Source organism: Streptomyces flavusporus, from assembly GCF_046267975.1.
GTDB lineage: Bacteria > Actinomycetota > Actinomycetes > Streptomycetales > Streptomycetaceae > Streptomyces > Streptomyces flavusporus.
Genome location: NZ_CP176503.1, coordinates 1,826,226 through 1,839,808, shown reverse-complemented (window position 1 = coordinate 1,839,808; position 13,583 = coordinate 1,826,226). Strand labels below are relative to the sequence as shown.

At 67.2% G+C, this 13,583-nt stretch carries 7 protein-coding genes and 3 pseudogenes; 6 read left to right on the top strand and 4 right to left on the bottom strand.

Annotated elements, in window-relative coordinates; genetic code table 11:
* Positions 1-188 precede the first annotated feature (188 nt).
* Positions 189-545: pseudogene (locus tag ACKTSN_RS08930) on the bottom strand (maturase); the annotation flags it as partial.
* A gap of 534 nt (positions 546-1,079) precedes the next feature.
* Here ACKTSN_RS08930 and ACKTSN_RS08925 point away from each other — a divergent pair.
* Positions 1,080-1,226 (top strand): annotated as a pseudogene (locus ACKTSN_RS08925) (ATP-binding protein); the annotation flags it as partial.
* 127 nt (positions 1,227-1,353) lie between these two features.
* Here ACKTSN_RS08925 and ACKTSN_RS08920 read toward each other — a convergent pair.
* Positions 1,354-1,764: a RidA family protein gene (locus ACKTSN_RS08920; RefSeq protein WP_409468587.1), complete on the bottom strand. Its 411-nt coding sequence runs from the start codon at positions 1,762-1,764 to the stop codon at positions 1,354-1,356.
* A 158-nt stretch (positions 1,765-1,922) separates the two neighbouring features.
* Positions 1,923-5,558 (bottom strand): IS3 family transposase, encoded by a 3,636-nt coding sequence (locus ACKTSN_RS08915; protein WP_409468586.1) that lies wholly within the window; start codon positions 5,556-5,558, stop codon positions 1,923-1,925.
* 126 nt (positions 5,559-5,684) lie between these two features.
* Between ACKTSN_RS08915 and ACKTSN_RS08910 the strand changes: the two genes are divergently transcribed.
* From ACKTSN_RS08910 to ACKTSN_RS08895, 4 genes are all read left to right on the top strand, one after another.
* Entirely contained in the window at positions 5,685-6,635 is a 951-nt protein-coding gene (locus tag ACKTSN_RS08910) for an IS630 family transposase (protein ID WP_409468585.1), read from the top strand.
* A gap of 661 nt (positions 6,636-7,296) precedes the next feature.
* Positions 7,297-9,009, top strand: coding sequence for a group II intron reverse transcriptase/maturase (ltrA, locus tag ACKTSN_RS08905; RefSeq protein ID WP_409467920.1), 1,713 nt, complete (start codon positions 7,297-7,299; stop codon positions 9,007-9,009).
* 38 nt (positions 9,010-9,047) lie between these two features.
* Positions 9,048-9,338 carry a hypothetical protein gene (locus ACKTSN_RS08900; RefSeq protein ID WP_409467919.1) on the top strand — a complete coding sequence of 97 codons (291 nt, stop codon included), beginning with the start codon at positions 9,048-9,050 and terminating at the stop codon, positions 9,336-9,338.
* Between the two features lie 718 nt (positions 9,339-10,056).
* Positions 10,057-10,545, top strand: coding sequence for a GNAT family N-acetyltransferase (locus ACKTSN_RS08895; RefSeq protein ID WP_409468476.1), 489 nt, complete (start codon positions 10,057-10,059; stop codon positions 10,543-10,545).
* A gap of 382 nt (positions 10,546-10,927) precedes the next feature.
* On the opposite strand, the pseudogene ACKTSN_RS08890 reads toward ACKTSN_RS08895, so the two are convergent.
* A pseudogene (locus ACKTSN_RS08890) lies at positions 10,928-11,703 on the bottom strand (MerR family transcriptional regulator); the annotation flags it as partial.
* Between the two features lie 328 nt (positions 11,704-12,031).
* Here ACKTSN_RS08890 and ACKTSN_RS08885 point away from each other — a divergent pair.
* Positions 12,032-13,447, top strand: a complete 1,416-nt coding sequence (locus tag ACKTSN_RS08885) for a DEAD/DEAH box helicase (RefSeq protein WP_409468475.1) — start codon at positions 12,032-12,034, stop codon at positions 13,445-13,447.
* Positions 13,448-13,583 lie beyond the last annotated feature (136 nt).

The following is a 13,583-nucleotide window of genomic DNA, read 5'->3' as shown; positions in this document are numbered from 1 at the left end:
CGTTCTCCAGCGTCAACGTCCTGGTCAAACAGATCCGCGACTACATCAACTCCTGGAACGAGAACGCGAAGCCCTTCACCTGGACCGCCACCGCCGACGAGATCCTCGCCAAGGTCCGACTCGTCCAGACCAGCGTGAAGAAACTCGTCAATAACAACTCGAAGTAACACAATCAGGATCACGAGACAGTAGTACGCCTCCAGCAGGAGACGGACCACCTCGGCGACCAGCTTGTCCGACCAGGTGGGCAGTCCGAGCGGACGTTTCTTCCCGTTCTTCTTCGGGATATAGGTCCGCCGCACTGGAGTCCACCGGTACGTCTCGGCGCGTAACCGGCCGATGATCGCGTCGATTTTCTCCAGGGACATACCATCCACGGTCTCCCCGGTGACCCCAGGCGTCATCGCACCCTTGTTGGCGTAGATGCGCCCGTAAGCCATCAGGAACAACTGCGGGTTGAACAACTGCCGATACAGCCTTTCCAGCGGCAGACCTCGCCTGCCGCGTTCCCGGAGGACGTCCAGCACCGTTGCGGCGTTCTGCATTACGCATACCTCCCATCGCCGGACGCCTCAATCACCTGTGCCCCTTCGCCCTGTGACCGGCTTTCCCGGCCTCCCTGGCAGGTCGTCACGCCTGCGACTACTACGAGCACTCCGTCGCCATAGGGCTCGCGCCCCGTAGGCGATCCCGTGGTACGTCTTCGTTGTACGTATCGAGCGCGACGTAGGCCGCCCATTCATTCCCTTGGCCGCCCTCGCTGGGAGGCGCTCTACGCCATGGAGGTTGCCCCGGCCACCAACCGAGGACGAGGCATGGCGTGACGTCGATTATCAGGCGTCATTTCGACGGGTGTCTTTCGCACCGCTGGGAATTGGGCTTCAAGCAATCAAGCCTTAGCCATATCGCTCGGGTCTTGCGGCACCCCGCCCTGGACGCCTCCGGACGGACACCACTTTCCGGGCATGCTGTTGTCCCCTCACGCTTTCGCGCTCAAGTAAGCCCGGCGACCCAAGAACCTCCCTCCAAGTTCATCCCGACTGCGTCGGGGATACAACGAAGCGCCTCACGGCGCACGCTGGTCCAAAACCTTCACCGACCCGAGGCTCTGCGCGGCGATCGTGGACCGGCTCACCTTCAACGCCACCCTCATCGAGACCGGCACCGACTCTTACCGCCTCGCCTCCACCCGGGCACGAGCCGAGGAGCCCGCCAAGACCGGCTGACCCAGAGAGCTACCTGCCTCGATTGCCAGCCGCCTTGGCAGGCGGCCGGCAATCCCATATTCGCCGTGCTACCGCCAGGCACTTCCGGTCCAGGCCGCGCTCGGCCACCGCGTTGTGTCAATGGACCTCAAGAATCGAGCACGGCGGCGACGGCCTCAATCTCGACGAGCTGGTCCTTATAGCCGAGGACAGTGACGCCCATCAAGGTGCTGGGGACGTCATGGTCAGCGAACGAGTCCCGGACTACCTGCCAGGCAGACACCAGGTCCTCCCGCCGGGCCGATGCGACGAGAACCCTTGTACTGATGACGTCCTGGAGTGACGCGCCAGCGGCAGCGAGAGCAGCCCGCATGTTCTCGACGGCTTTCAGCGCCTGACCCGCGTAGTCCCCGATCGCTGCGGTCGAGCCGTCGTCGTTCAGGGGACACGCCCCGGCGAGGAAGATCAGGCGGGAGTCGGCGGGCGCCGTAGCTGCGTAGGCGTACTCGGCGACGTCGGACAGGGAGGCGGAGCGGATCAGAGTGATGGCACGAGCCACGGTCGTGGGGTCCTTTCCCATCGAGTGTTGAGCGTGGACATCCTGCCAACGGCCCGTTGGCACCCGCCTTCCCTTTTTCTCGCCGCGCCCACGGCAACGCCGTCATTTCTGGTCGACACTCGTGGTGAAGTTTCCCCGTGATCTTGGACACGGTTCTGTCACGCGGCGAGGGCGTGCTCTGGTTTCGTTCCGTGGTGGCGCTGGCGGGTCTCGTGGGGCGTGAGGTAGCCCCAGTCGGGATGTCTGCGCAGGCGCCTGCGGTTGTAGTAGGTCTCGATGAATGTGAAGATGTCGGCTCGCGCGCTCGCCCGGTCATTCCAGATGCGGGTGCCGATCTCCTCCTTGAGGACGGCGAAGAAACTCTCGGCAGCGGCGTTATCGAAGCAGATCCCGGTCCGCCCCATGCTCTGCCGTAGCCCCAACTCGCCCAGCCTGTCCCGGAATTGGGCCGAGGTGTACTCCGATCCGCGGTCGGTGTGGATGATGCAGCCGTCCTCCAGGAGGCCCAGGCCGGCAGCCATGTCCAGGGCGTCGACGACCAGGCCGGCGCGGTGATGATCTGCCATGGAGTAGCCAATCACCTCACGGGTCGCCAGATCGAGCCAGGTCGCCAGGTACAGCCAGCCCTCGGCGGTAGGGACATAGGTGATGTCGCCGACCACCCGCAGGCCCGGGGCGGTAGCGGTGAAGTCGCGCCCGATCAGGTCCGGAGCGGGAGCGGCCTTGCGGTCGGCGCGGGTGAGGCTGCGACGCCCGGTGCGGCGGCTGTGACCGGCGATGCGGTGTTCGCGCATGAGCCGCTCGACGCGCTTGCGGTTCACCAGGCGCCCCCGGCGGCGTAGTTCGGCGTGCACCCGGGGAACGCCGTACGTCTTCTTCGACGCGACGTGGATGACGGTGATCTCGTGGACCAGGGCGAGGTCCTCGCGCTCGCGTACCTCGCGGGCCTGCTCTCCGGCTTCCCAGGCGTAGTACGAGGAGCGGGCCACGCCGAGGACGGCGCACAGCAGGACGACGGTGAAGTGGGCCTTCTCCACGCGGATGAACCGGTATATCTCGCTCACCGGTCGCTCTCCTTCGCGAAGAAGGCCGTCGCTTTTTTCAGAATCTCGATCGTCTTGGCCTGGTCGGCGGCGAGCTTGCGCAGTCGCTTGAGTTCCTCCCGCTCGGCCGCATCCAGCCCGCTCCCGGCGGCCACCAACGTCCCCGCTCCGGTCTGCCCGGTGCCGTTCGTCTTCTTCACCCAGCCCCGCAGACTCTCTGGTCTTGCCCCCAGTGTTGGCCTTCTGCTCGCGAGCCTTCTGTTTCTTGATCGCCTCAGCTGCCCTGGCGGTGCGCTTCTTCAGCGGTGTGATGGTGATGGTGGCGTCGCCGGCCTTGGTCGTCCTCTGCTTCGGGGAGAGCAGGGCGGGCGCGTCCTGCTGGACGGTGCCCGAGCTGGTGACTGTGTTCCAGCCGTCCCAGCCGAACGCCGGGTAGGGGTTGTTCCAGTCGGCCGGATCGACCGCGGCCGGGTCTGGCTTGTTCAGGGTGATGTCGACCTTGTGGGCCCGGGTCGCCGGCGCAGTACCCGCAAGGAACCCGTACTCGTTGGTGGTCCCGACATTGTCGGCACGGTCGATGGCCCGGGTCTCGATGTGATGGGCGCCGTCGGTGGTGGGCGTCACCGCGAACGAGCCGGTCGTACCAGAGGTCGTCGAGGTGGTGTTGACCGTCTGCCATGTACCGCTTCCGGTTGCACCCGCGTCGGGGTCGGGGTCCTCACCATCCACTCGGTACTGGAGCCGGTTCGCATCATTGACGGTGGTTGCCGTCCACGTTCCAGCTTGTCCGGCGCCGCCACTGTAGCTGCCCTCGGGGTACTGGGCGGACGTCACCGGGGACGGCTCCCCGGGCGCCGTGGTGTCGACGAGGAACTGCGTCCACGGTGACCAGCTGAGGTTGTAGTGGGTGCCGTCGTAGGCGTTGGTGCGGAACTTGTAGGTCTTGCCGTCCTGGAGTTGGCCCGCGGGCACGACCACGCTGACCGGCTGTCCCTCGGGGCCGAAGTCGGAGACGATCAGGCCTTCGCCGGCCGGGGTGGTGATGGGTGTGTTGGTGGCGGCGTCGTAGACCTGGAAGGTGCCGTTGACCGTGTCGCCGTCGGGGTCGGTGAAGGTGTCCCGCAGTGTCGGGGTCGTCGTGTTCACCGCCCACACACCGGCATAGGACTTGAACGGCGCGCCAGCCTGGCGGTCGGTGCTGTCCGAGGGACGGTAGTTGTAGGTCACGGTCAGCTTCGGCTGGTTCGTGGTGGCGTTGCCGGAGTTGACGCGTTTCCAGGCGCGGGTGTCGTCGGTGGCCGCGCGCAGGCCCATGAAGCCGCGGGTTACCTTGGCCGAGGCCCAGGTCTGTACGAGGGTGTCGACGTCGGCGTTGATCCATCCGTCGGGCTGCGTGCCGGTGCAGCTGGGGTTACCGCGAGTCTGGGTGGAGGAGTGGTACTCCTGGTTCCAGGTGGGCTGGTTCGTCCACCGCGAGGAGGTGGAGGCCTGGGTGGTGTCCCAGATCGTCCACTCCTGGTTGGTGCAGTCGGTGTTGCCGGAGTGGAAGTTCCACAGCGCCAGGTTCGTGTCGATGATCAACGCGTCCTGGATGGGCGTGGTGTTCCAGTGGATGAAGGACCGAGCCACGCGGGTGGTGCCGTCCGGGTTGGTGGTGCCCGGGTTGCCGAAGTCGAGTTCGGTGTCGGCGGACCAGTCGACCGTCTCGCCGCGCTGCACGTAGGTGTCGAAGGTGGAGGCCAGGGCGGAGGTCGAGGGGTCGACCGTGACCGGGTACTGGGTCTTGGGGTCGGCGAGGAAGTCCGCGCTGGGCGTGACGACCAGGTCGATGCGGCCGGTGCCCTTGTTCACGACCTTCATGGCGACGCGGGCCCGGCGGGTGTGCTCGCCGGACTGCTTGTCCACCGAGGCGTCCCACATGACCGGGGCGGGCATCGTCGCGCGCCGTTCACCGGTCTCGGCGTCGGTGAACGTCACCGACCCGTCCTCGTTCGCCTTGGCCTTCAGCCCCTTGGCTTTGACCGGCAGCGTGTAGGAGTAGGCGCCGGAGGGCTTCTTGTCGATCTCCACGAACTGCTCGAAGCCGGTCCGCGTGGCCTCCACGATGACGTCGGCGCCGGGCACGGCCTCCCGGTAGCGGGCCGTTGTGCCGTCCAGCTCCGGCGCGGGAAGACCGCCCTTCCACTGCAGCGTCACCGACTGGTCGCCGGTGCCGAGGGTGACGAGATCGCGCGGGGCGGCGTCCTGCGCGGCGGCCAGCGAGCGCGGGGCGGTGCCGCCCTTGCCCGCCAGGCGCAGCCCGTGGGGGTGCTCCTTCGCCTTCACGGTTCCGTCGCCGGCCCTGGTCAGGGTGGCGTCGACCTTGCGCCACTTGCCGGCCCGCCAGACCCGCTCAGGGCCGGAGGTCAGGTCGGTGGTGAGGGTGCCGTCGGGGTTGGCCACGGTGTACGAGGTGGCCGTCGTCTCGTCGTAGGCGACGACCTTCTTGCCGGTCTTCTTCGCCTCCCGAATCGCCCACGCCTTCGAGCCCTTGGCGTGCCGAGCGGCCCACTGCATGTCGGCCTTGAGGATCTCCGCCTTGGAAGGCTGGGAGACGTTGGCCGGCCCGCTGCTGCGCTCCGGGGCGGGAGCCGCGGCGGCCTGGCCGGTGACGGCGATACCCGCCTCGGCGATCAGCAGCAGCGCGGCGGCCGCCGCGAGCCGGTTGCGTCGTCTGCGTCTTGGCGTGGTCGGTTGTGTGGATGGATACACGAAGTGCCGTGTCCTTCCTGATAGGTCAGCTCAAACGCCTGTGCGAGACCGCACAGACGGGCAGGACCCTAGTGTCTTGTGATTCTGTTTGTGGAACCTGAGGCCTCTGTGATCGTTGAGTCTGGTATGGATCTCTCCTCTGAACAGATTGCTGAGCTGCGGGAGTTGGCGGGTTCGCGGCATGTGCCGGCTGTCGTGGCGCTTCGCGCGCGGGTCGTGTTGTGGTCGGCCGAGGGGCGGCGCCGAAAGGGCATCGCCGAGCTCGCCGGTGTGGCTCCGCTGACGGTGGACCGGTGCAAGTCCCGCTATGCCGAGCGTGGTGTTGCCGGGCTGGAGGACAAACGCCGGGGCGGGCCGCGGACTCAGGTGCCGCCTCGGGTGCGGGCGCGGGTGATCGCCTTGACGAGGATGTCCCCGCCGGCGGATTCCGGGCTCTCGCACTGGTCGACGCGAACGCTGGCCGACCACTTGAAGCGGCGCGAGGGCATCTCGGTGTCCTGGCATTACGTTGCCCGCATCTGGCGTGAGGAGAATCTGAAACCGCACCGTTCGGGCACCTTCAAGATCTCGAAGGACCCGGCGTTCGCGGAGAAGGTCGCCGATATCGTCGGCCTGTACCTGGCCCCGCCCGGTGGCGCCGTGGTGCTGTCGGTCGACGAGAAGACGCAGGTGCAGGCGCTGGACCGGACCCAGCCGGTGCTGCCGGTGGCCTTCGCGGCCACCGAGCAGCGCACCCATGACTACGTCCGGCACGGCACCACGAACCTGTTCGCCGCGCTGAACGTCGCGACCGGTGAGGTGCTGGGCGAGTGCAAGCCGAGCCGGAACGGCGCGAACTTCCTGGCGTTTTTGAAGAAGGCCGTCAAGCCGCATGCGGGAAAGGAGATCCATGTCGTCCTGGACAACCTGTCCACGCACACCACCCCGGGCGTGAAGGCGTGGCTGGCGAAGAACCCGCACGTCCACTTCCATTTCACCCCTGTCGGGTCCTCGTGGCTGAACCAGATCGTGCGACACGAAAGCCGCTTGAGAAGAGCGGACTCACCGAAGGAGGATCGACTGATGTCGAAGGTGTAGCTCCCGAGCCAGTGCACAGGGCTCGTTCCCGCCTCAGCGTGCGTCGTGAGTAATCGCGGGGTGCGAAGCCTGGGGAAATGCCCAAGGATCCTCGTTCCATCCGGGGGTTACAGGCTGGGAAATGCCGGACGGGTGAATGCGAATGAACCCTTGATGATGCCTCGTCATGAGCACTCTCGCCGATGGGTCGTTTCAGCGAGAGATAGGGACTGGCCGCTGGAAATCGGCAGGCGCCGACTGGGGAAATCTGGCCAGTCGGGAGTGCACCGCCGTCCCCGGGGTGCAGAGGGCCCCCTCACCGGCAGCATCTCTCTCATGCGGAACGTGACAACCCCGATGGAGTCCAGGCAATGCAATTCTGACCTGGTAAGCCAACCGCAAGGAAGGCCCAACTCTCCAGCGGGCGCAGGAAGACCCAGCAAGCGAATGCCGGTCGCCGAAAGGCAACAGGAAACCGGGAACCATGCGCTGACACCTCCGTCGGTGGTCCCCGCATAACTGGCCGGATAGGGGCCGATGTCCCGGCCTGAAAGGGCGCTGACGTGGGTCTGGTGAGCCCGTGAAGAAACGATGACCAAAGACACCTGAACCGAAGGGCAAGTTGGACGCCGTGACGACACACGTGGCTGGGGCGGCGCAAGCCGCTGCGACCGCAGCCGGCATGGCGAACGGACCGGAGGACGAGATCACCGACTGGCCGTCGATCGACTGGCGGACCGTCGAGGACGACGTACGGCGTCTGCGGCAACGCATCTTCACGGCATCGCAGGCAGGAGACCTGGCCAAGGTCAGGAATCTGCAGAAGTTGATGCTCCGCTCCCGCGCCAACACACTCGCGAGTGTGCGGCGGGTCACGGAAGTCAACGCTGGCCGCAAGACGGCGGGCATCGACGGGAAAGTCGTCCTGCTGCCCCAGGGAAAGGCCGAGTTGGCCGACTGGGTCCAGCATGGCGCGGCCCCGTGGAAGCCCAAGCCCGTCAAGCGGGTGTATATAGCCAAGGCGAATGGGAAGCAGCGCCCACTTGGAATTCCTGTGATCGCCGACAGATGCCTTCAAGCTCTGACGCTGAATGCACTGGAGCCCGAGTGGGAGGCACGGCTGGAACCGAAGGTCTACGGTTTCCGTCCAGGCCGTGGCTGTCATGACGCGATCGTTGCCATCCACACGACGGCGAGCGGCAAGAACGCCAAACGCTTGTGGGTGCTCGACGCGGACTTGAAAGCGGCATTCGACCGAATCGACCACGATCACCTGCTCGCGTCATTGGGCTCCTTTCCCGGGAGGGGAATGATCGCCGGATGGCTGAAGGCGGGTGTGGTCGAGAAAGGTTGGTTCACCCCCACGGTGGAGGGAACTCCCCAGGGCGGGGTGATCAGTCCCGCGTTGTTGAACATCGCCTTGCACGGCATGGGAAAGGCTGCTGGAGTCCGCTACCAGAATCTCGGCAGTGATGCCACGATTCTGGCGCGCGATTCTCCGGTTCTGGTCGTCTACGCCGACGACCTTCTCGCCCTGTGTCATTCTCGGGAACAGGCCGAGCAGGTCAAGGCGCGGCTGACTGTGTGGCTCGCGCCCCGGGGCCTGGCCTTCAACGAGGACAAGACGCGCATTGTCCACCTCGATGAGGGCTGCGACTTCCTGGGGTTCAACATCCGACGCTACCGCAGCAAGCTGCTGACCAAACCGAGCAACGCGGCCTTGCGGCGGATCCGGGAACGGCTTGCCGCCGAGGTGCTGGCCCTGCGAGGGGCCAACGCCGACGCGGTGATCGCCAAGCTCAACCCGATCATCAAGGGCTGGGCTGCCTACTACCGGATCGGGGTGTCCAAGCGGGCGTTCAACTCGCTGGACGCCTACGTGTGGAGACTGGTCTACAAGTGGGCCAAGTTCTCCCACCCGAACAAGCCGATGCGCTGGGTGACTGCCCGGTACTTCGCCATGTTCAACCCGTTCAGGCAGGACACATGGGTATTCGGGGACCGCACCAGCGGTTTCTACCTCTACAAGTTCGCCTGGACGCCGATCGTCCGGCACCGGATGGTGCCAGGGAGGGCGTCAACCGACGATCCCGCCCTGGCCGACTTCTGGGCCAAGCGGTGCCGCCGCGGCAAACTCCCGCTGGGCAAGGGCACCTTGCATCTGTTGCAGATGCAAGACGGCCGATGTCCGCTCTGCGGAGGGCTGCTGCTGCACGCCGACCACGAGCCGCAAACTCCCGACCAGTGGGAGCAGTGGCTCAAGGTCACCCGCATCGCGATCCGCAAACACGCGGTCACCGCCGAAGCGGGCAACGGCAAGCCGGACAAACCCGCCGCCTCACGCCTGATACACACCCACTGCCGGCGTCGGCTGGCCACTGGCCCCGGCCGGTGACCAGCACTTCTGTTCGCCCGCGAGCCCAAGGGGCTTGCTTGAGCCGGTTGCCTGGAAAGCGGGCACGGCCGGTTCTGAGGGGGGACCGCTGCAGCAATGCAGCGGTCCTACCCGACGAGATCTGGTTCGGGATCATCACCCGGCAGTCCATCCGCCGTGGCACGTTCTCCAGCGTCAACGTCCTGGTCAAACAGATCCGCGACTACATCAACTCCTGGAACGAGAACGCGAAGCCCTTCACCTGGACCGCCACCGCCGACGAGATCCTCGCCAAGGTCCGACTCGTCCAGACCAGCGTGAAGAAACTCGTCAATAACAACTCGAAGTAACACAATCAGGATCACGAGACACTAGTGATCCCTCTCCGTCAGTGGCGCCAGCTGAGTCGCCTAATTTCGCCCGCCTCGACGCCTACCCCACTGGCAGACCTCTCGCCCGCACCCGAGTCTCACCCTTCGCAGCAATCCGTCCCGCCGGATGAGATCCAGCGGGACGGATTTACCAACAGCGTTGGGAACATCCCGACGGGGCTTTTGCGGAGTTCGTCGTGGCCGCCGGTGACCTGTCGGCCTACGCGGACGCCGGTCCTGGCCTCCGCGGCCGGGAGCGCATCTGCTCGATGTCGGTCGGGCGCGGCGGCCCGTGGCGAGCAGCAGCCGTTCCTCCTGGGCGGCCTCTTCGTCGCCGTGCAGGGGCTTGTGCGGGGATGCGGGGCAGGGATCCGGAGCGAGTCGGGAAGGACGCGGCGATGGCGTCCACGACGGAGGCGAGAGCGTCGGCCTCGGCCTCGGCCAGTGTGGTAGGCACGGGGTGCGGGAGGCGTCCCGTACCGGGTGCATCGGGTGCGCGGCGGCCTCGCGCAGGCGGCGCCGGGCGTGTTCGGCCACGATGATCCGCGTGTACGTGGGCGTGTGCCGGGGCGATTCGGCGGCAGTGACGTGGCCGATCGGGGCCTGGGCGAGGGGTTCCGGGGAGCGGTGCAGGAACGCCTGCGCGAGCAGCCGACCCGCCGCACGACGGCACTTCCCGGTGCGAAATACTCTCCCGATGAGTTCACGCACTTCCCCGGTCAGCCAGCCGGTCACGATACGGAGGGCGGTCGCGCGGGATGCCAAACGGCTCACGCGGCTCGTGCGTGGCTCAGGCGCCTATGAGGGTAAGTACGCAGCCGCAGTCGCGGGCTACCGGGTCGGTCCTGATTACATCGAGGCCCACCGCGCCTTTGTGGCCGTCGGCGCCGACGAGCATGGAGGCCGGGTCCTCGGGTTCTACTCGCTCGTTCTTGCTCCACCGGAGCTCGACCTGCTGTTCGTCGCCGACGAAGTGCAAGGACGGGGTATTGGACGGCTGCTTGTGGCGCACATGCAGTCCGAGGCCCGTGCTGCCGGGATCGACCGTCTCAAGGTCGTGTCGCACCTTCCCGCCGAGGACTTCTACCACCGCGTCGGTGCAGTGCGGACCGGGACCGCGCTCGCGAACCCGCCCGCCGTGCCGTGGGACCGTCCCGAATTCGAGTTTCGCATTCCTTCGGAATGACGCGGTGTGCCGGTTCGCAGGGCACCGGCTTCGCCTGCATGGAGGGTGGCCGGCTTGCAGGAGCCGCTGGGCGCCGCGCGCTCCGTGCGTGCCGTCTCCTCTGCCCTGGCGCCGTGATCACCTGCGCCAGCGGTCTGCCCCCCAAGGCCCGGACGTCCCAGGCCAGGGCCCGGGCGGGATCTTCGTGAGATCTGCCAGGTAGTGAGCGAGAGAGCAGCGGTGAAGCGGGTCGCCCGTGACACCGACCGCGGACCACAGGGTCAGAAGCTTCTGGCGGGCAGAAGCGATGTCACCGGCTCGGCCTTCGGTGACGGCTTGCCTTATGGCTTCCATGGTCGGGGCTGGCGGGTGCGGTGGTCGTGGATGTTCCTCGTCGTCTTTCTCAGGCGGAGCGGCGGGGCTTGATGGGCATGGCCAGGGTGGTGAGATCGCCGCGGTCGGCGGAGCGGATCGTGACGGGCTGGTCGTTTCCCCTCAGGTCGGGCATCACGTCGGGGCTGATCGCGGTGCTCACGGCGGGATAGAGCGTGGTCAGCTCGAAGCAGATCTGGAGGGCCTGCCCCGTCGCGGTAGCCGGGAGCGGGATGTCGGGGTGCTCGTCATCTGCGGACACGACGTCCACTCCCTGGGCGGCAACGTGCAGCGCGATGCGCTCGCCGGGGTGTTCTTCCAGGGCTCGCAGGAGCAGTTCCTAGACCGTCACACGGGTGGTGACTCGCTCAGTGACGCGAGCATCAGCCGATAGTCGGGGAACTCCTCGAGCAGCAAACGGCAATGCCGGTCCTCCCGGTCGGCCACGCGGAGCCCGATCCCGTGCGGCAGTCGCACCAGCCCGCAGCGGCGGATCTCGGCGACCGCGGCCCGCATCTCATCGCCGTTGACCGTGCCGGCCCACGCCTGCCTCGGTGGTTCAGTCGGCACCAGGGTTCGGGTGGAGAGCCGGTATCGGTCAGTCGCGGTCAGCGTGACCGCCTCATGACTCGCCTCGATACGCAGGCCAGCAAGCACCGGCATGCCGGGCTCGCGTGCGGGCGCGGTCAGGACCTGCTCGACCGCATCCGCCAGCACGGGACCCTTCAGCGCCGTGATCGGAAGACCCGGCACGTTCCCGAGCGCGGACTTGATGACAGCAGCCTTCTGCTGTGCCGCCGCCGCGTCTCCCGCGTCCGGCTTGCTGACCTGCACCCGCAGCAGGGGCCTGCTGACCCGCCCGGCGCCCCGCTCGTAAGGCTCGATGCGTGGCTCGACAGCTCGCCCGTGGGGTGGGGCCGTTCTTCAAGGGGAACGGTTGTTCCATGCCGACCCGCTGCCAGCACCCGTACACAGGGGCGATCGGTATCAACGGCGCGAGGTTATGCCATGTGTTAGTCTCACGCGTTTGCGTGGTCGTCGCGGTGGGCGATTCTGCCTGTTCCGTTCGGCTTGTGCGTGGGCTGTTCAAACCTGCCGGGCCTTCCTCGGTACGTTCCCTTGCGGAAGGCTGTTTATGAAGCATCCCAATTACTCCGGCATCGCTCACGGCAGTCCCGCCCAGCCCGGGGCAACGACCCCGGCGCTGCTCCCGGCCGTCACCTTCGCCGGTCTGGAACTGCCGACGGAGGTGCTGCGGACACTGAGCGAACTCGGGGTGCGCGAACCCTTTCCGATCCAGGCCGCCACACTGCCCGATGCCCTGGAGGGGCGCGACATCCTGGGACGCGGGCGCACCGGATCAGGCAAGACGCTCGCCTTCGGCCTGCCGCTGCTGACACGTACAGCCGGGCGGCGCGCCGAACCGAAGCAGCCCCTCGCTCTGATCCTTGTGCCCACCCGGGAGCTGGCCCAACAGGTCACCCAGGCGCTGGCGCCGTACGCCGAGGCACTGCGGCTGCGGATCGCCACGGTCGTCGGCGGAACGTCGATCGGCCGGCAGGTCACCGCGCTGCGCCAGGGAGCCGAGGTGGTCGTCGCCACCCCCGGACGCCTGCACGACCTGATCGAGCGCAACGCCTGCCGCCTGGGACGGGTGAGAATCACCGTGCTGGACGAGGCCGACCAGATGTGCGACTTGGGATTCCTGCCGCAGGTTGCCGACGTGCTCGACCAGGTGCACCCCGACGGTCAGCGGATGCTCTTCTCGGCCACTCTCGATCGCGACGTCGATCAACTGGTCCGCCGCTACCTCCACGACCCCGTCGTCCACTCGGTCGACCCGGCCGCGGGCACGGTCACGACGATGGAGCACCACGTTCTGGTCGTCCACGGCCCTGACCGCTACGCCGTCACCACGGAAATCGCCGCCCGCGACGGCCGCGTACTGCTGTTCCTCGACACCAAGCACGCCGTCGACCAGCTCACCCGGCATCTGCGGGCCAGCGGGGTGCACGCCGGGGCCCTACACAGCGGCAAGTCCCAGCCACAGCGCACACGGACCCTGGCGCAGTTCAAGAACGGCCAGATCACCGTTCTGGTGGCGACCAATGTCGCGGCCCGTGGCCTGCACGTCGACGACCTCGATCTCGTGGTCAATGTCGACCCGCCCACCGATGCCAAGGACTATGTGCACCGGGCGGGCCGCACCGCCCGCGCTGGTGGGTCCGGCAGCGTGGTCACGCTCGTGCTGGCGGGCCAGCGCCGCGAGACGAGCCGCATGATGGCCGGGGCCGGCATCGAGCCGACCGTCACCAAGGTGTGCTCGGGCGAGGCGGAACTGAGCCGGATCACCGGCGCCAAGACTCCCTCCGGGATCCCGCTCGACGGCGGGCCCGCCGTCCCCCGACCCAAGAACACCAACGCTCCCTTCCGCGGCCTCGGCACCAGCAAGGGCACCTCCCGCGGCGCCGGCGGCAAGTCCCGAAAGGCCGGCGAGGCCCGCAAGCTCGCCGAGGCCCGCAGGGCCGCCCTCGTGCGTCGCAACGGCTGAGAGCCGTTGCCCTGGCAGCCTGGCCACGGGATCGACAACCCTCGGTCCGGCCCGAAGCCGTCCTGTGCGCCTCACCTACGAAGTCAACGCCTTTGGCCGCGAGAGGGATGCCCGCCGAAACGGAGCAGGATGACGT

What these genes read in the sequence shown, in the direction of transcription:
- ACKTSN_RS08910 (WP_409468585.1), top strand. Translation starts at nt 5,685, where the DNA reads ATGGATCTCTCCTCTGAACAGATTGCTGAGCTGCGGGAGTTGGCGGGT.
- ltrA (WP_409467920.1), top strand. Translation starts at nt 7,297, where the DNA reads ATGGCGAACGGACCGGAGGACGAGATCACCGACTGGCCGTCGATCGAC.
- ACKTSN_RS08895 (WP_409468476.1), top strand. Translation starts at nt 10,057, where the DNA reads ATGAGTTCACGCACTTCCCCGGTCAGCCAGCCGGTCACGATACGGAGG.
- ACKTSN_RS08885 (WP_409468475.1), top strand. Translation starts at nt 12,032, where the DNA reads ATGAAGCATCCCAATTACTCCGGCATCGCTCACGGCAGTCCCGCCCAG.